Origin of the sequence: Entomospira culicis (assembly GCF_028748145.1) — a bacterium.
Lineage (GTDB): Bacteria > Spirochaetota > Spirochaetia > WRBN01 > WRBN01 > Entomospira > Entomospira culicis.
On record NZ_CP118181.1, the window covers coordinates 241,096 to 259,287 of the forward strand.

At 46.3% G+C, this 18,192-nt stretch carries 17 protein-coding genes; 7 read left to right on the plus strand and 10 right to left on the minus strand.

Annotated features, from left to right (window positions below; translation table 11 throughout):
• Nucleotides 1-1,116 (minus strand): glycosyltransferase, encoded by a 1,116-nt coding sequence (locus tag PVA46_RS01150; RefSeq protein WP_246226682.1) that lies wholly within the window; start codon nucleotides 1,114-1,116, stop codon nucleotides 1-3.
• Nucleotides 1,113-2,162 carry a glycosyltransferase family 4 protein gene (locus tag PVA46_RS01155; RefSeq protein ID WP_167694946.1) on the minus strand — a complete coding sequence of 350 codons (1,050 nt, stop codon included), beginning with the start codon at nucleotides 2,160-2,162 and terminating at the stop codon, nucleotides 1,113-1,115. Before PVA46_RS01155 ends, PVA46_RS01150 begins: the two co-directional genes overlap by 4 nt.
• 79 nt (nucleotides 2,163-2,241) lie before the next feature.
• Here PVA46_RS01155 and PVA46_RS01160 point away from each other — a divergent pair, with 79 nt between their 5' ends.
• Complete coding sequence (locus PVA46_RS01160) at nucleotides 2,242-3,000, plus strand: PHP domain-containing protein (RefSeq protein ID WP_167694947.1); 759 nt, start codon at nucleotides 2,242-2,244, stop codon at nucleotides 2,998-3,000.
• Nucleotides 3,001-3,022: 22 nt separating this feature from the next.
• Nucleotides 3,023-3,853, plus strand: a complete 831-nt coding sequence (locus tag PVA46_RS01165) for a M15 family metallopeptidase (protein ID WP_167694948.1) — start codon at nucleotides 3,023-3,025, stop codon at nucleotides 3,851-3,853.
• A gap of 69 nt (nucleotides 3,854-3,922) precedes the next feature.
• Here the strand turns inward: PVA46_RS01165 and PVA46_RS01170 are convergent, their stop codons facing one another.
• Nucleotides 3,923-4,840, minus strand: coding sequence for a hypothetical protein (locus tag PVA46_RS01170; protein WP_167694949.1), 918 nt, complete (start codon nucleotides 4,838-4,840; stop codon nucleotides 3,923-3,925).
• Nucleotides 4,841-5,686 carry a hypothetical protein gene (locus PVA46_RS01175; RefSeq protein WP_167694950.1) on the minus strand — a complete coding sequence of 282 codons (846 nt, stop codon included), beginning with the start codon at nucleotides 5,684-5,686 and terminating at the stop codon, nucleotides 4,841-4,843.
• A 283-nt stretch (nucleotides 5,687-5,969) separates the two neighbouring features.
• Here PVA46_RS01175 and PVA46_RS01180 point away from each other — a divergent pair, with 283 nt between their 5' ends.
• The 5 genes from PVA46_RS01180 to PVA46_RS01200 all read left to right on the plus strand — a co-directional run bounded on the left by PVA46_RS01180 (nucleotide 5,970) and on the right by PVA46_RS01200 (nucleotide 11,645).
• Entirely contained in the window at nucleotides 5,970-6,761 is a 792-nt protein-coding gene (locus PVA46_RS01180) for a hypothetical protein (protein ID WP_167694951.1), read from the plus strand.
• A 245-nt stretch (nucleotides 6,762-7,006) separates the two neighbouring features.
• Nucleotides 7,007-7,972, plus strand: coding sequence for an iron-sulfur cluster assembly scaffold protein (locus PVA46_RS01185; RefSeq protein ID WP_167694952.1), 966 nt, complete (start codon nucleotides 7,007-7,009; stop codon nucleotides 7,970-7,972).
• 85 nt (nucleotides 7,973-8,057) lie between these two features.
• Nucleotides 8,058-9,188 carry a FliG C-terminal domain-containing protein gene (locus PVA46_RS01190; protein WP_274360302.1) on the plus strand — a complete coding sequence of 377 codons (1,131 nt, stop codon included), beginning with the start codon at nucleotides 8,058-8,060 and terminating at the stop codon, nucleotides 9,186-9,188.
• 38 nt (nucleotides 9,189-9,226) lie between these two features.
• Complete coding sequence (locus PVA46_RS01195) at nucleotides 9,227-9,937, plus strand: hypothetical protein (protein WP_167694954.1); 711 nt, start codon at nucleotides 9,227-9,229, stop codon at nucleotides 9,935-9,937.
• A 49-nt stretch (nucleotides 9,938-9,986) separates the two neighbouring features.
• The gene (locus PVA46_RS01200) at nucleotides 9,987-11,645 is read left to right on the plus strand and encodes a diphosphate--fructose-6-phosphate 1-phosphotransferase (RefSeq protein ID WP_167694955.1); all 1,659 of its coding nucleotides are present in this window, start codon (nucleotides 9,987-9,989) and stop codon (nucleotides 11,643-11,645) included.
• Nucleotides 11,646-11,714: 69 nt separating this feature from the next.
• Here PVA46_RS01200 and PVA46_RS01205 read toward each other — a convergent pair whose 3' ends face one another.
• The 6 genes from PVA46_RS01205 to PVA46_RS01230 are packed head-to-tail and all read right to left on the minus strand — an operon-like array spanning nucleotide 11,715 to nucleotide 18,038.
• A complete protein-coding gene (locus PVA46_RS01205) occupies nucleotides 11,715-12,263 on the minus strand; it encodes a dihydrofolate reductase family protein (RefSeq protein WP_167694956.1) in 549 nt (182 codons plus the stop codon).
• An 8-nt stretch (nucleotides 12,264-12,271) separates the two neighbouring features.
• Entirely contained in the window at nucleotides 12,272-13,168 is an 897-nt protein-coding gene (era, locus tag PVA46_RS01210) for a GTPase Era (RefSeq protein ID WP_167694957.1), read from the minus strand.
• A complete protein-coding gene (locus tag PVA46_RS01215; protein WP_167694958.1) occupies nucleotides 13,169-13,612 on the minus strand; it encodes a response regulator in 444 nt (147 codons plus the stop codon). It abuts the gene before it with no gap.
• The gene (locus PVA46_RS01220) at nucleotides 13,612-14,076 is read right to left on the minus strand and encodes a chemotaxis protein CheX (protein WP_167694959.1); all 465 of its coding nucleotides are present in this window, start codon (nucleotides 14,074-14,076) and stop codon (nucleotides 13,612-13,614) included. Before PVA46_RS01220 ends, PVA46_RS01215 begins: the two co-directional genes overlap by 1 nt.
• 30 nt (nucleotides 14,077-14,106) lie before the next feature.
• Entirely contained in the window at nucleotides 14,107-15,669 is a 1,563-nt protein-coding gene (locus PVA46_RS01225; protein ID WP_167694960.1) for a chemotaxis protein CheW, read from the minus strand.
• Nucleotides 15,663-18,038: a chemotaxis protein CheA gene (locus PVA46_RS01230; protein WP_167694961.1), complete on the minus strand. Its 2,376-nt coding sequence runs from the start codon at nucleotides 18,036-18,038 to the stop codon at nucleotides 15,663-15,665. Before PVA46_RS01230 ends, PVA46_RS01225 begins: the two co-directional genes overlap by 7 nt.
• Nucleotides 18,039-18,192: the final 154 nt, after the last annotated feature.

Here is an 18,192-nt window from a genome sequence, read left to right on the forward strand (position 1 = left end):
TTAGTCGCGCATGGGAGTGCCGACGATAGCTTTATGCTCGGATAATCGTTGTTCAATATAGCGATGCATTTGCTCTTTAAAGCGTTCCTTTGAGAATTTTTGGGCATGGGCATAGAGGGTTTTTGGGTTGAAGCGTTGTGGGTTTGCCTCGAGTTGTTCGATAGCGCCTTGGAGCGAATCTACGGTCTGCTCTTGAAAGAGAATGCCACTGACTTCGGGAATCACCGTCTCGAGCGCGCCACCTTTGGCGTAGGCGATGACCGGCGTGCCGTGCGCCATAGCCTCGAGGGGAACGATACCAAAATCCTCTTCCCCGGGAAAGAGGAGTGCTTTGGCTTGCGCGAGGAGCTCTTGACGTTTTTGGCTGGAGACAAAGCCGAGCGCTTGGATATTAGCAGGCAGATTCTTGATTGCATCGCCTGCACCCGCGATAACTAATGGAAGACCACTTTTACGAAAGGCGTCGATGGCGAGATCGGCGCGTTTATAGGCGGTTACTTGTCCTAAAAAGAGATAAAAATTCCCTTTTTGTGTAGAGAGGATTTCGGCATCGGGCAGATCGACTGGGGGATAGATGACGGTGCTTTCGCGTTGGTAGGTACGCATGATGCGTCGGGCGACGTTGTGCGAGTTGGTAATAAAGTGATCAACCCGATAGGCGCTAAGCAGATCCCACGTTCGTAGGGCGGGGGCAAAGTGGCGAAAGAAGAGCTGGGTGAGCTTTCCGCTACTCTTTAGATAGTAGTGGTAGTAATCCCAAAGATAGCGCATGGGGGTGTGGCAGTAGCAGACGTGGGGGATATGGCTGGGGGCGAGGATGCCTTTGGCTGGGCCGCTCTCACTGCTGATGATGAGATCGTAGTTGCTTAGATCAAGCGCTTCGAGGGCGCGGGGCATGAGAGGCAAATAGCGTTGATACCAAGATGTAGCGCGTGGAAGACGTTGGATAGCCGTAGTGTAAACGCGGTGGCGCTTGATGGTTGCGCTAATCTTTTTGGGATCGTAGACATGGGTATAAATGTCGGCTTGGGGGAAGAGTTCACAAAGCGCCTCTAGCACCTTTTCGCCACCACGCATGCCCACCAGCCAGTAGTGAATTAGAGCAACTTTCATCATTGTGGGGCGATCTCCTTGAGATGTTGATAAATTTGATTGGCACTTACTTCCCAGCTAAATTTTTGACTTTGTAATAGACCCCGCTCTTTGAGGCTATTGCGGAGTTCCTTATCTTGTTGAATTTGGATCAACGCATCAATCCAGAGCTCTTCGTTGTTGATGGGAAGAAAGAGGGCGGCGTCTTTGAGTACCTCGTGGAGTACAGGGATATCCGAAACCAGACAAGGCGTGCCAAAGCTCATCGCCTCGACGGGGGGCAGTCCAAAGCCTTCATAGATGGAGGGAAAGAGGAGGGCAGTGGCGTTACTGTAAAGGCGCGCGAGGGTATCATCGCCGGCTTGTCCCACAAATTCGACATCGCTAGGAATCGTCCCAAAATTCTCTTTTTTGAAGGTTTTACCAAAGCCTCCCACTATTTTGAGGCGAGGGCGATTCTCCTCTGGAAGCTTACGATAGGTTTCGATAATAAAGGGAATATTTTTACGCGGATCGAAGGAGCCCACCACGAGAAAATATGGTTTGCCCACATACTGCGAGAGATTACGCGGAAAACGGGTGATGCCATTGTAGACGACGTGGATCTTCTCTTGAACGTGGGGGTAAAAGGAGAGGATCTCTTGACGGGAGAAGTCGCTAACGGTGGTGATTTTGGCAACATTTTTGCTCAATCGCTTAATGAGAAAGCGGTAGTAAAGACGAAATTTCCAGTTAAATGCTTGCGGATTAGTGAGAAATGCAACGTCGTGGAGGACGAGGAGTTGCTGTTTTACAAAGAGCGGGCCAGTATTACCCGGAGAGAAGAGGATGGCGTTGGGCTGGCGTTTGAGGTATCTAAAGAGATCGATCTGTTCCCAGAGATGCCCTTGGAAGTGTCCAATGACTTTAGCACCCAGCTCATCTGCCCAAGCATCTTGCTGAATGTTGTGGGGGCAGAGAAATTCGATGCTATGATCGAGGCGCTTGAGGTAGCGAGAGATCTCGAAAGCAAAGCGTTGAACACCGGTGGCGCGTGTGCACAAAAAGCGTGCGTTGACGATAATCTTCATACCTTTATTGTGCCGATTATTGCGTAAAAGTCAAGGGATATTGCTAGTAAAAAATTAGATAAGGATGTATAATAAGGGTATGTTAGAGAATTTTCATACGCATTTACCCTATTGTGGACACGCCAGTGGCACCGCGTTGGAGTATATTAAACAGGCAGAAGCATTGCAATTTCGCGCATTGGGCTTTAGTGACCACAGTCCGGTGCCTAGCCACATGTATGGTGTGCAAGGCTTTAAGATGAAGGAGAGCGAACTTTCGCTCTATCGTGATGAGGTGCTTAGCGCCAAAAAAGAGGCAACCATTCCGATCTATTTGGGAATGGAGGTGGATATCATCAGCCAAGAGAAAGCCTACCTTGAGGAGGTGCTTATCCCGCAACTTAAACCCGATTACCTATTGGGATCGATCCATTATATCCGTTTGGGCGATGGATCGTATGCCGATTTGGGATCGATCGAGAGCGCGAAGCACTTCGATCTTTATATTGAACAGCTTCGTTGGGCGATTACGCAACCGCACTTTCTCTTTATTGGGCATGCCGATCGGGTGATTATGAATGATTATGTGCAAAAAAATGATGCTTCCTTGCGCGATGTCTGGCAGGCGATTGCTAAGTTGGCAAAGGCGCACAATAAACCGATGGAGTTTAATACTTCTGCGCCGTTGCATCGCAGTGAGGTTTTTTGGCAAGAGATGCTTAGGGAGCAGGTTTCGGTGTTGGTCTCTAGTGATGCGCATGCGCCCAGTCGTCTGGGGTATGGTTTGGTGGAGGGCTATGCTTGGCTAGAGAAACATGGCGCGCAGATTGTCTATGGGAGCGAGCTTTTATCCAAATAACTTCATAAAAAGGGAGAGTAGCATGAGACAACTAATCTATGGTATCTTGCTGATGAGTCTGTTGGGTTGTACCTCAAAAGAGACGATTTTTGCCGAGGACGAGGTGGTAGCGTACCTCTCGCCTTACTTTACCTTTACTACGCATAGCTGGCAGGCATTTGTAGAGGAATCTGCGTTGCATGAGCCACAACAGCGTCGCATGATTGCCGACGGAGAACGCTTTTTAGCCTTGGCACACGTCATGTTTCGTAGCGATGAGTCGTTGCTATGGCTGGTGGATAAGCAACACTTTCTCCCTGCCGATTACGCCCCAAACGATTTAATCAAACTTGATAGTTTAGTCTGGCCACGGGTCAACCGTGCGGGGCATGAGTTGCGTCGAGAGAGCGTTAATGCACTGGAGGCGATGCATCAACAGGCAGTGCGCGAGGGTACTCCGCTCTTGGTCTCCAGTACTTATCGCAGTTATTCTCGACAACAGGATGTTTATGCTGGCTGGGTACGTCAACTGGGGCAGGTAGAGGCCGATAGACTCTCGGCAAAGGCAGGCACGAGTCAGCATCAACTGGGTACGGTCGTCGACTTTGGCTCGATTAACGCGAGCTTTACCGGTACCAAGATGCAACAGTGGCTGGAAAAACATGCTCACACTTATGGCTTTAGCCTCTCCTATCCTAACGGGTACGAAGCAGAGACGGGCTACGATTATGAGAGTTGGCACTATCGCTATTTAGGGCGAGAGGCACTGATGATGCAACGCGAATTTTTTGATGATTTGCAATTTCAACTGCTGACCTTCTGGCATTATCGCCATGCAGAATTACAAACGTTTTGGTTAGGCAAGCAAGAGTAAATGTTCGATAGGATAGAAAAAAAGTGGGAGATATCTCCCACTTCTCTTTTGCATAAAATATCGAAAAAATTAGGCAAACATAATACCCATACCCAACTTAACATGGTGGATAAAGCGGAATTCGGTGGAGTAGGAGACATCGAAGTAGTAGTTTTTGTAGCTAGCGCGGAAGTGAAGGTCGGCGAGGGGCTGGATAGCGCGCATCATCACCGTGCCATCGCGCATAACTAGGGGGAAGGGAATACGTGTTGCGGTGATAGGTCCTTGACTCATCGCCGAAGCCCAGCCAAAGTCAAAAAGCATTTCGGCATTTTCTAAATCTTCAGAAAAGGTGTAATCACTACGTACTTTGGAGGGATAGGCAAAGTAGTTCATGGCGATGAGAAATCCCAGACCCATACCTGCCTGAATGTTCCATGTCTCCTTGTTGTAGCGATAGTAGACGCGTAACTTGGGATCAAGATACTGACCTTTCATGGTGTTGATGGTGCTCATTCCGGGGTAAATCATGGGTATAAACATTTTAGCCATTCCTAGCATGCCAGCACTATCACCCATAGCCCCAATGGTGCCATCAAACACATAGCCTGGGATATTGGCGGGGTCGTCGCCTAGGGTAACGCGCGCACTACCACCGTCGTTATGAATACCCATGCCAACTTCTAATCCAACACTATGTGCGGTTCCCGTAAATTGATAGCCAACTCCTGCGAAAAAAGAGGCACCTAGGGGCAGACCACGCATAGTGCCTACTGCGGAGAGAAATCCCTCTTTCATGGCTAAATCGTTAGAGATTTGGCTAGGTAGACCATTTACACCAATGTTCATGCCGATACCAACATGGGCTTGCCAAGGCGATGGTTGACGATTAACGGTTGTGGTCTCTTCAACGGAATCGCTCTCTTGATTCTCTTCTTGAGCAAAAAGGGGCGAAAAGGTTAGCAACGCGCAGGTGCTAATGAAAAAGAATTTGATATATTTATTCATTTAACTGTTACTCCTTGCGACGGGGTATAAGGTGAGGCCAATATCAAAACTGACAACATTCACCCGCATATTGGTGGCGTAGTTGATACCGACAAAGACAGGACCATAACCAATTCTTGCACCAATAGATGCCAAAAATTCCGACGTTCCTCGTAGAGATAGGATATGTACGCCAGCTTCATGTGAATCGGTAGAGCCACTGACCAAGAGAGATTCTCCTAAACCAACAGAATGGGTAGCATCAACCGTAGGGTTACCCTGTGCGTCGTAAGCTTGGCGCTTCCACTTTAGGGAGAGCGGAGTGTAAAAGAGCACGCCCAAGGAGAGTTGACTATAAAAAGCGCTTTCGCCATGCTCCATACGGACACCAAAGGAGAGTTGGTTAATTAGGCTATGGAGCTGTATATCCTCAACAGAACCAGGCCCACCTAATTGTCCCACGGGAATGGGATTTTCCGGGTGAATCATATCGGGATCGTAGGCAATACGATAGCGTTCGTGGCTATAGCGTAGCGAGTAGCTTAATATGGGTGAGAGGGTGATGGCATCGCTTTGGTAGAGAGATTTAAGTATGAGATTGCCTTCTAGCCCAAGGTTAAAGAGGGGTTGCTTTGCCCAAATTTCATTCTCTACATCATTAAGAAAGCGCCCCACGGGGGTAAGCACCGAGTGAAAATCACTGCCAAAACCACCAAGACCAATTTGCTTTCCTGCCAAAATATGCGAGTAGAGAAAGTTTAATTCACCACGTATGGCACTACCGGAGGTTTGCTCTTCTTGCGCATAGCCAGCTAGCGTGCTTGCAAGCGAGAAGAAGAGAGTCATATACAATTTTTTAAACCGCATAGTATGTTTACTCCTAAATAAGTTAGTGTGTAGATGCAACGTATTCTAGGTAACCATAGCTGGGTTTAACTTGAAGATAACATATTTTGTTTCTTTTTGCAAGTACATTTAGAGAGAATTTAAGAATTTTGTATCTATTGATAAGAACATTTTTGCAAATTTAGTGATTTTGTATCTTTACATAAGAACAAATATGTGCTATATTGAGGGAGTAGATGACGTATCTTTGTAGAATATGAGGCTAACCTAGCTGGGGCAGATTTTTAGTATATAGGAGAATGAGATGATAAAAAGACAGCTTATGGCTGGATTACTTCTGCTATTGATAACACCCGCCTCGCTTTTTGCGGTAAATGTGCATGTGGGTATTCGTGGCGAGGGTGCTATCACCCGTGGCTATGGTAATATCGGACTTTATACCTTTAATGGGGTATTCGCTGGAGTAACGCCCGAAGTCGTTGCAGTACGTAGCACGAACCAGATGGTGCAATTTTCTGGGGCATTGGGCGTATTTACCCAAGTTGATATTACTGATTGGTATAGTTTGGTGCCAGAGGTCATGTTTGCCTTTAATCGCGGATTAACTTACGCAGGTAATTATATGAAGTCCTCCATCGTAGATGGTCCAGATCATCCCGAGCTTACGGGAGAGATGCGCTATAGTTGGATGGCCTTTAACTTTAATTTGATCAACCAGTTTACCGTGGTTCGCCCTACGGAGATGGTCTCGGTACACTTGCTAGGAGGTCTCTCTACTTCTGTGATTCTAGGAAGAGTTAAGGAGCAATTTAATCCTGACTTTGCTGGTGTGGCTGATGCTACACAGGGTAATATTAATATGCCTTACAACGAAGCAAACACGCGTTTCTTTACCCCCGACAAGCGTTTTGATGTGGGTATCATGGCTGGCTTTGGTGCGCAGGTAGACTTTGGCAATGCTGGGCGCTTGTCGGTAGATTTCCGTAGTACGTGGTACTTCTTGCCTCAAATTAAGACCTACCTAAGTCCTGATAATGGTGTGCGTATGAGCCTGCCTTTCAGCTTGACCTTGGGGTATTCCGTAAAGGTGATGTAGTTTTTGTTTTACAGTAAAATCTTGTCGAGAGGCGTTCAACGCCTCTCTTTTTTGCGTTATAACACGAAAAAGTTTGTTTTAAATAAAATTTTTTTGCATTTTATAAGCAAAATTGTTAAAAAAAGACTCGATATTTTTTTGCTTTTTTGCTATAATATAAGTAGGGAGTTCAATAATAACGAATTTCTCTGATTCTTTATTTAAGAAAGATTCGAATTGATATATTACAGCAAAGGAGGCCCAATATGGCCAAAAGTGATTTAATCGGTGGCGCGTTGTGGGATGAGTACAGCTCTAAGGTTGCCTCTCGCATGAACGACCCTAAGCATCGTGGTGAGATTAGCCAAGCCGAAGCAACCCTCATGGGCGGTAAGTTGGTGGTTGCCGACTTCGGTGCCGAGGCGTGTGGTGATGCCGTGCGTCTATTTTGGGTGGTAGATGAGAATGAAAAGATTGTCGCCGCCAAGTTTAAGAGTTTTGGATGCGGTACCGCAATTGCCGCTAGCGATATGATGGTAGAGCTCTGCATTGGTAAGACGGTAAAAGAGGCTCTCACGATCGATAATTTGATTGTGGAGAAGCATTTGCGTGACGATGAGAATAAGCCTGCCGTGCCTCCACAAAAGATGCATTGTAGCGTTATGGCGCACGATGCGATTAAAGAGGCGGCAGCCAACTTTTATGGTGTCGATCGCAGTGTCTATGAGGATTCGCAAATCGTCTGTGAGTGCGCGCGCGTACGTATCGGCGACATCAAGGACGCGATCCGTATTAACAATCTCTCCACTTTAGAAGAGGTTACCCAGTACACCAAGGCGGGTGGATTCTGCAAGAGTTGTCTACGTCCCGGTGGACATGAAGCCAAAGAGATGTACATTGAGGACATTCTACGCGATACCCTCGCCGAGATGGCCAAAGAGGGCAAGCAACAGCCCAAAGAGGCTTCGGAGCTTACCTTTGAGCAGATGTCGATTTTCCAGAAGGGAAAACATTTGCAAGAGTTCTTCACCGAGGTTATCTCACCGATGCTCGCTATGGATGGTGGGGCTGCCGAATTGGGCGACTTCTACGAAGAGAACAATCGTCTCATCGTACACATCAACTATAAAGGTGCTTGTGTAGGCTGTGCTAGTTCTGCTACTGGTACGCTCATGGCAATCCAAAATCTCCTCAAACAAGAGGTTAGCAACCGCATCGACGTGCGTCTTTAACGAAAAAATCGAGGTGGATAGCAATTATCCACCTTTTTTTTATGAAAAGGCTTGATTTTTATAGCATAAAAAGCTAATCTAATAGATGTCTATGCGATTGAATAAAAAAGGGTTAGATGCCTATCAAAAAGTGGTCTCCTCAAGCACGCCAAGCAGGCAAGCCTCTGCTTCGGTGATGCCTAAGCCAGATATAAAGAGTGATATGGAGCGTCCGTTACGCGCTGATGTAAAAAAAGAAGAGTCTCCGGCTTCCCCACCTGTGAGTCGTGGGGTACGGCGATCGGCAGAGCTTTTAATGATGATGGGAACCGAGGCCGCGAATGAGGCGCTCTCGCACATGAGTGTGGAGGAGATTCGCCAAGTGATGGCGGAAGTTTCGCGTATTAAAGCAGAAAAGGCTCATGCGAGGGCTAATCAAGCTGAACAGGTGGACGGCATGGATACGGCGAAGGGTTTCCTTAAAACAGCCTTTGGTGAAGATGCTAGTGCGCGTATCTTGCGTACGGCGGTGCCTGATTTGGTGGAGAAGCCCTTTAGCTTCTTGTCCGATATCCCTGAAGAGCAGGTGGTGGCTTTACTAAAAGATGAGTCGATTGAGATTTTGGCGATTATTCTACCACGTATTAAACCGCTCACGGCAAAGCGCGTGTTGGAGTCGGTTGCGCCCTTTGAGCAGACGGATCTTATTAAGCGTATTGTCAAGGTTAAGCGCGTGGATACCGAGGTGATTACGCGCATTGAAGAGGTGTTGCAAGAGCGCTTACGCCTTATGGGCAAGCCAGTGGAGCAAGAAGAGTTTGACGGACAAGAGGCTTTGGTACAAATCTTGCGTTATATGTCTGCGGATAAAGAGCGCGATATTTTGGATAAACTTGCCGGAGAGGAGCCAACGACGGCACGTGCAATTGAGCAGCAACTCTTTACCATCGATGCATTAACGTGGATGCAACCGAAGGATTTACAAGCACGTTTACAAGCGCTTCGTAATGATGAGTTAGCGATTCTGATTAAGGCAAAGAGCCAGCCTATTCGCGATCTTATTCTTGCTTCGTTGAGCAAGCGTCGTATGGATGCCGTTCTTCAGGAGGAGGCATTGATGGGCTTAATTGCTAAGCGTGAGGTTGATCGGGTAACGCGCGAATTTTTAGATCAATTGCGTGATGAGGAGCGCGAAGGTAAGCTTGTCTTAATACGTCCGGGGGAGTCGTTCCTTTAGTGATGGGAGAGGCAAATATGAGGGAGAGTCGACATAATATGCAAGAGCAAAATCACGATATTGTTCATCACTTAGATCTCATAGAGAGGCAATTTTTCTCTAAACAGCGGGGCTTTATGCGCGATTTTGGTCTATTGGTCTTTCCTTTTTTTACTTTTTTTGATGCCCTTTTAGATCGGATGGAGTTGGATATGAAGGCTTCTTATCAAAAGCTTTATCCTTGGCAACGTTGGTGGTATCGTCCTAAAAGCGCGGTGATTGAGCAGTCGATAGAGAATTTTTATCAATCGATTAAGCAACAGTGGATTGGGGTTCAGCGTGATGCTAGCGAGGCTTTTGTGGAACGTTATGATCAATTACTGAAGACATTGCGTGAGCTTGAAGCGCACTTGCCAAGCGAGTGCGAGGGGATTTATGAGCAATTACTGATCAATCTCTCTAGTGCGAGTGCGATTTTTTTTGTGATTAAAAGTGAACGTTGGCACGACGATGCGCTTGATCATATGGGAATGATTTTGGGTGAACACGCCTTTGCTGTGCTTCCTCTGCGCGAGCATTGGCAGGAACGCCTTATCAGGATTCATGGTGGGCAATATTTGCAAGATATGGAGCTTCTTTTACAGGAAGAGCGCATTCGCTTTCATCAGGCGTTGCATGGTGCATTGTTAGGCATCTATCAGCCGGTGCACGATGAAATGTATCATAGTTGGCAGGAATTTAGTAAGAAAATAAGAGCTACTTCGTGTTGAGTAGCTATATAGATAAAGTTATAGAATACAAGGAGTTTAGAAGACGATTATGAAGTCTATCACCGCCTTGCAGAAAGCTCGATATGCTTATCTGCCCAAACTGCCCAGTGCCCTTATGCAAGATGTCAAGAATGTTGTTGCGGTTAAGGGTTCTGCAACTGAAAGTTTCGCCGATCAGCAAGCGATTAAGCAACTTTTTCCACACACCTACGGCCAACCGATTGTCTCTTTTGAGAGTGGTGCCTCTTCGGCAACCTTCAATCCTATCAAGGTGGGTGTTATCCTCTCGGGTGGACAGGCACCAGGTGGTCATAACGTTATTGCTGGCTTGTATGATGGCTTAAAAAAGGCTAATCCACAGAGTCAACTCTTTGGCTTTTTGGGTGGTCCATCGGGCTTGCTTGAGGCGAAGTACCTTGAAGTTACCGACAGCTTGATGGATGAGTATCGCAATACCGGTGGCTTTGATATGATTCAATCTGGGCGCACCAAGTTGGAGAGTAGTGAGCAGTTTGATTTGGTCTTGGAGAATGCACAGAAGCTCTCTTTGGATGCTCTTGTCGTGATTGGTGGTGATGACAGCAATACCAATGGCGCTGTCTTGGCGGAGTACTTTAAGGCAAAGAATAGTTCCATTCAAGTGATTGGTTGCCCTAAAACCATCGATGGTGATCTCAAGAATCAGTTTATCGAGACGAGCTTTGGCTTTGACACCGCTGCCAAAACCTACTCGGAGTTGATTGGTAATATTGCACGCGATGCGATGTCGGCGCGTAAGTATTGGCACTTTATCAAATTGATGGGTCGATCGGCAAGCCACATTGCGCTTGAGTGCGCCCTTCAGACGCGTCCTAATGTAACGTTGATTAGCGAAGAGGTTGAGGCTAAACAGATGACCTTAGCTGACGTTGTGCAAGAGATTGCTCATAGTGTGATGAAACGTGCTGAAAAGGGCTGGAATTTTGGTATCGTGCTGATTCCAGAAGGATTGGTTGAATTTATCCCTGAAATTAAGGCGCTCATCGCCAAGCTAAATGATATGATGAGCGAAAAAGCTGACGAATTTGGTGCAATCGAGCTAGAAAAGCAACCGGAGTGGGTGCATGCGCAACTCGATGCCAAGAGTGCCGAGGTCTATGCTTCGCTCCCGCGCGATATTCAATTTCAACTTATTTTAGATCGCGATCCACATGGTAATGTGCAGGTTTCTCTCATCGAAACCGAGAAGCTTCTCTCCAAAATGGTGGCAAGTTACCTAGAGAAGGCTAAGGCTGAAGGTAAGTATAAGGGTAAGTTCGCACCGTTAGGACACTTCTTTGGTTATGAAGGACGATGCGCTTTTCCTAGTAATTTTGATGCAGACTACTGCTACAGCTTGGGTTACACCTCCTTCTTGTTGATTGCTAATGGCATGACTGGTTATATCAGCAGTTTACGCGAGTTGCAACGCCCTGCTAGTGAGTGGGTTGCTGGTGGTATCCCGCTCACGATGATGATGAATATGGAGCGTCGCCACGGCGAGATGAAGCCAGTTATCCGTAAGGCGCTGGTGGAGCTCAATGGCAAACCATTCCAGTACTTTGCGCATGTGCGTGAAAAGTGGGCGGTGGAGAACGACTTTGCCTATCCTGGGGCGATTCAATATTATGGTCCAACCGAGGTCTGTGATCAAACGTCGATTACGTTAGGTCTGGAGAAGAGCAAGTAGGATCGCAAAGAAGAAAAGGGACGAAGCCGTCCCTTTTTTATATTATATTCACGATAAGTTCAAGCATGATTATTCTGGCTTTTTACGCGGAATATAATGTAGTTCGACAATGCCATCAACGCTTCGTTGTTCGATAAGGGAGAGTTTGATCTCCGCTTCTTCGCGTTGGGCAAAGAGCAGAATGCCCTCACCCAAGAGGGTAGGGATGATCGAGATGATATACTTATCGATGAGATTTTTTGACATAAAGGTATGAATCAATCGCGCTCCGCCAACCAACCAAATATCTTGTTGAGAAGTTTTACGAATTTCATGAAGGATTTGACTAGGACTGTTTCGTATGAAGTGCACATCAGGTTGTGCTGGATATGCTTTAGAGGTAAAGACATAGCTGGGTTTATCTGGATAAGGCCAGGCATCGGGCGAGAGATGCTCGATGATTTCACGATACGTAGTGGCTCCCATGAGGAGTGTACCTATGGTATCGTAAAATTGCGCATATCCATTGTCGATATCTTCACGCGCACTTTCTCCAAGCAACCAGTCCATCGCGTGATTTTTTTTAGCGAGATATCCATCTAAACTCATTGCTACGTAAAGAATGACTTTTCCTGACACGAAAATTCCTAAGGGGTTAAGATTTGACTAAGGCGATGTTCATTGCTACGCCAATCTTTATCAACCTTTATTTGGATATCAAGATCGATTTTATAAGGAAAAACCGTCGATAACTCTTTGAGAGAAGCAATACGAATTTTACGTAGATTTGACGCACCCTTACCAATGAGGATCGGCTTTTGGCTTTCACGTTCTACTACCAGCGCCACCCGTACCCAGAGCCGCGCGCCTTTCATCTGGAGATCCTCTATTTTAACATAGAGCGCATGAGGAATTTCTTCTTTGAGGGAAAGAATCGCATGTTTACGCAAAATTTCAGCGATGCGCAAGGAGGGTTCTTGATCCGTGTAAATATCTTCAGGATAGAGCATAGGCCCTACGGGAAGAAGTGAAGTTAAGTGATGTAGTAGGGGATGGATGCCCATGTTTTCTTTTGCAGATATTTTGAATATCTCTTTGTTAGGAAAGAGTTTGTTAAAAAACAGCATATAGTCTACGGTAAAGTTTTTGGCTTTATCGGTTTTGTTTAGCGCAATAACCACGGGTTGCGAAACGCTTTTGAGAAGTGTGGCGATTGCCATCTCCTCCTCGGCAATTTTACGGGTAACGTCCACGAGATAGAGAATTACATCGGCCTCTTCCATGCCCAGTTTGGCTTGATTGAGTAAGTGGCGATTAAAGCGTTTTTCGCTACTGTGAATACCGGGGGTGTCGGTGAAGATAAGTTGCGCATCGGTGGTGTTAAGGATGCCTCGCACCCGTTGTCTGGTACTTTGCGGTAGCGCAGCAACGATAGCGAGGTTATGACCCACCACACGATTAATAAAGGTACTCTTACCGGTACTAGGACGACCAATAAGAGCAATGAATCCTACGTGTTTTGCTTGGGGGGTGAAACTATCCAATTAGCCTTCAACCTTAACAACACTGACCACGCGCTCTAAAACTTTTTTACGATCTAGTGGCTTAACGATATAGTTTTTCGCACCCAAAAGGAGCGATTTTTTGACTAAATCTTGGCGACCCAAGGCAGAAATCATGACGATTTTCGCATTGGGATCAAATTCCATGATCTTCTCAAGGGCAGTAACTCCGTCCATTTTTGGCATGGTAATGTCCATAGTAACGAGATCAATTTTAGATTGTAGCTCTTGGTATTTCTTTACCGCCTCTTCCCCATCACCAGCGGTAGTAATAACCTCAAACCCTTCACTGGTAAGGATTTGTCCAATCTGCTTGGCTATAAAGATGGAGTCATCCACCACCATAACTCGAAACGGAGTCCCATCGGCACGTACACCCTCGGGCGCTTTGGTAGCAATTCCTGGAATATCTGATGCACCTTTCATTATCTTCTCTCCTTTATCGCAACATTAATTTCAATCTTACCCATTGTGGTCATCATCGGTACGACAATTGCCTCGACACCGACGTCATGAATTTTGAGGTTGTCGCCAATGATGACCGCAGGTGGGGTCAAATCGAAGCGAAACCCTAACTCATGAAGACGCGTAACGGCATGCCCAGTAACCATATTCGCAAGCTCGCTCAATGTCGATTTCGAGAGATCATCAAGCTCGGTAATCTCCTCAAAATTCATCGCCGAGACCACTTTTAGGGAGGTGTCCTTGTCCATATCAATGAGGATACGCCCCTCAACTGCGCCTGCAAGACCAACAATTGTCGCTACGCCCATAATGGATTGAGTGTTATTTTTAAGATAGATAGATCCTCGCTTCACATCGCAGTTGAGAACCTCTCTAATGACAGAAAATGCTGATTCAACAAAAGGGTTTATGTAATCTACCCGCATACTAAGCCTCTTCTTTATATAAAATTTTCATTACTCTATTTTTTTGTAAATAGATAAATATTGACTGTCCACAGGCTTCCACTTCTGGTCATGCAACTCTTCGTGGTCGCCTAGAACCATAACTGTTCCTATTTCCGCGCCGTTATTGGCAACCTCCAAGAAATTCTGTATTTCATCTTCTGTTAGATAAGAGAGGATGTCGCGGGCTACAATAAGATTGATGCCTGGAAAGTTTTGCACATTGACGACGTCGGCATATTCAAAGATGATGAAATTTTTGTACTCATTTTTAAATTGAAGTCCTTGCGTGCTTTCCGTCATGAGCATATCGAAATTTTCAGGAAGCTCGTGGCTTTCGAAGGTAAGGTGAGGGGCTTGGGATGCGAGAATAAGATCAATGTCCTGGGCATAAACCTTAGGTGTATTACTCACTCCGTTCACTAATACTGTGCCTAATACAGAATAAGATTCATGTCCAGTAGCACAACCTGGATTCCAAATGTGATAAATGCCTTTTTCTTGCGGACTAAGATGATCATTAAGTTCGTCCATCATCTCTTTAGACCACAATTGCCCTGTCTTTGCCGAGAAGAAACCCTTAAGGAAACGCAACGCATCGTCCTCTTCATTTAGTTCCAGAGATTTGCCCTTATCTAGGTATTCATTGGCGCGCTGTGCGATCCAGTTTTCATTGATATGGGTAACGCGGAAAGAGATAAGATCTGCGAGGTCGGCAACTAATTGCTCCCATCCTCTCTCATCTCCCTTAAAGGTAACCCTTCGAGTATGATGTTTCCCATCCGAGAGGAGATCCTCAATATCAGGCTGAATGAGAATGTCGGCGTTGGGCTCAGGCATATTATTAAGCATATCTAAGAGTGCTTGCGTTTGTGCATCTGGTTCAACCTGTACGCTAGCAGGTATCTCTTGCTCCACCGCAACAAAGGGTTCGATAACCTCTGGGGTTTTCACGAAAGATTGACTTGTTGGTTGTGAGGTTGGCGTAGCTGGAGTGGATGGAGTCGGGGTACTTGCCGTAGGCTCAGGTTGTGCAGGAGCTGGGACAGCGGCGACCTCTTCTTCATGCGCTTCCTCTTTAGCAAGTTCATCATCCATAAGATCCTTGGCAATGCCGAAAATTTGATGGATGTTGAGCAATACGTAGAGGCGATCCTCACGATCGATGATGCCTTCAATGTACTGGATATTGATTTCGGCGAACATGGGGTGAGCTGGCTGGATATCCCGACGATCGATTCCGACGACTTTTTCAATAGAGTCTACAACGAGCCCTAGGGTGGTGTTTTTTACGCGACAGATGAGAATGCCTTCGACTTTTTCATCCTTATGGACTGGCAGACCAAAGAATTGGCGTAAATCGACAATCGGAATAATCTCTCCGCGCAGGTTGTAGACACCGCGTACAAAGTGAGGGGTATTAGGGACGTAGGTAAATCTCCCTCCTCTTGAAATTTCACGTACGCTCATGATATCGACACCATAATCTTTTCCAGCAAGTGTAAAGGTAACGGCTTTGTAATCCACCATTGCCATGGTGCTTTTATGCATATGTTCTTGGTCTGTTTCTACCATTTCTCATTCTCCTCTAGAACGATATCGGGGTTGTTGCTGACTTCGCGCTCTTTGATCTCTTGGTTGAGACCCAAAGCTAAAAGTTGCCCTACATCGACAATAAGGCTTACGGAACCGTCGCCTAAGATGGTTGCCCCTGCAACCCCTGGGGTACTAGTATATTGATCGCGTAGGGGTTTAATCACGACATCTTCCTCACCAATAAGTGCATCGACCATAAGACCGATCTTCTTCTCTTCGGTACCCACCACAACGATAAAGTTGTAGTCGGCACTCTTTTCTTCGCTGGGGAGCTGGAAGAGTTTACTTAGGCGCAAGATGGAGACAACATCTTCGCGAACATTAAAGACCTCATAGCCATCGAGATGCATAATAACCTCTGGCTTGATACGGAAGCTCTCCAAAACGGAGGTGATGGGGATAACATAAATGCTGTCAGCAACACGCACCATAAGACCTTGAATAATCGCCAAGGTGAGCGGGAGTTTAATGGTGAAGGTAGACCCTTTACCGTATTCGCTCCAGATGGTGATCTCACCGTTGAGTTTTTCGATAGATTTTCTCACCACATCGAGCCCGACACCACGTCCTGAGATATCGGTAATTTGCTTGGCGGTGGAGAAGCCAGGTTCCATAATAAGGTGAAAGGCTTCTTGATCAGAAATCACCTTGCCTGCGCTAAGGATACCACGCTCAATGGCTTTGGCCTTTACCGCCTCGACATCAATACCCGCGCCATCATCAGTGATCTCAATAACAACCATATTTCCCTGATTACTTGCTTTAAGGGATAGTGATCCCTGCTCACTCTTGCCGGAAGCAAGGCGTTTTTCGGGGGTTTCAAGACCATGATCCATGCTATTGCGCACACAGTGCATCAGTGGATCGAAGAGCTCTTCGGTAACAATTTTGTCCATCTCCGTCTCACCACCGATGATTTCAAGGCGTACATTTTTATGAAGATTTTTTGCTAAGTCGCGCACCAATCGGGGGAAGCGCTGGAAGACTTGATCGACGGGAACCATGCGGATTTTGAGCACAGCATTGTGCAACTCGCCGGTGGTTCGCGCAAGGTCGGTGGTGATAGAGCGGAATTTTGTCATTGTTGATTTAAATTCACTCTCGACACTATCAAACTGCCCTTGAAGTTCATTCATATTATTGGGTGAGGTAACAAATTTTTTCAGATCACTCAAAGAGAGCGTGCCATTTTGTACGTGGTCGAGTTGCTCCGAAAAGATCTCCAAGAAGGATTTAGACATGGCGTTAAGGTAGTTACGATAGGCATAGAAGTTATTGAGGGTGGAGTTAAATTGCCCAGATATCTGGTTGAACGTACCCTTGGTGATGACAATTTCGGAGACAAGGTTGAGTAAAACATCGATACGCTTACTGTCAACACGGATAATCTGCGCCTGTTCAACGGACTTTTTGGGGGCTGTGCGTTTGGCTGGTGCGTTATTGTTGGGGGCAGTGGTGGCGGGAACATTGCTGCTACTGGGTTCTTCTTCATGGGCAACTTCTTGTGGGACGGATTCTGGGGTGCCGGAGAAGGGAAGGTTGTCGATATTATGCACATCAATGCTTAGGGTTACGTCAGACATCATTGATTTCTTGGCAATCTCTTCCTCATTCATACTGGAGAGAATATAGTAGTCAACGAAGGGGAAGAATTGATCCTCATAGAGGCTGTCAAAGTCGGGGAAGGTGCGTAAAATTTGGCCGAATTTTTTCAAAAGGGCGAAAATTTGGATACCACCAACGGAATTCATGGGATTTTCTTCATCGAATTCGACACGTACGCGGTAAACTTTTTCGCCGTTGGTGGTGGTGCGAAGCATTTCGCGTAGCTCAACAAAGTCATGCTCGGTGACAGATGCAGAGGGACCACTCTGGGCGACGGCTTCTTGAGAAGAAGGCGCAGACGATGCCACGGGCGTGGGGGAAGCTTTGGGTTTGGTCTTGGGGGCATCTTTTTGGGCTAGTCGACGCAGACTCTCTTTGAGTTCGGAGACATCTTCTTGGTAGATGCTACCAGCCTTGCGCTCTTCGAGCATGGCCTTGATAACATCGACGCTACGCAAGATGGCATCGACAATTTCACTATTGGCGACAATTTTATCGGCACGAATTTCGTCTAGTAGATCTTCAACTGCGTGGGTAAATTCGGCGAGTTCGGTCATCTGTACGGTGGCAGCACCACCTTTTACGGTGTGGGCAGCGCGAAAGATCTCATCTATGGCATCTTTATCCGAGGGATCGTCCTCCATGGCTAAGACATTCTGTTCTAATTTTTCTACTTGTTGTTCGGCTTCTATGTAGAAGACTTTTAATAAGTCATCATTGTCCGTGTCAAAGTAATCACTCATCCCTAATATCCCTCACTTAAACAGTTGTGGCTATATAGATTTTCTATTCAACATACTCTGTGATAGTTGCTGTATGCTAGGTCTTTACCACTATCGATCTTTATTCTAGCATTTTTAGCACCTTTTGATCTAGTCCTTCTAAGATTAATTATAC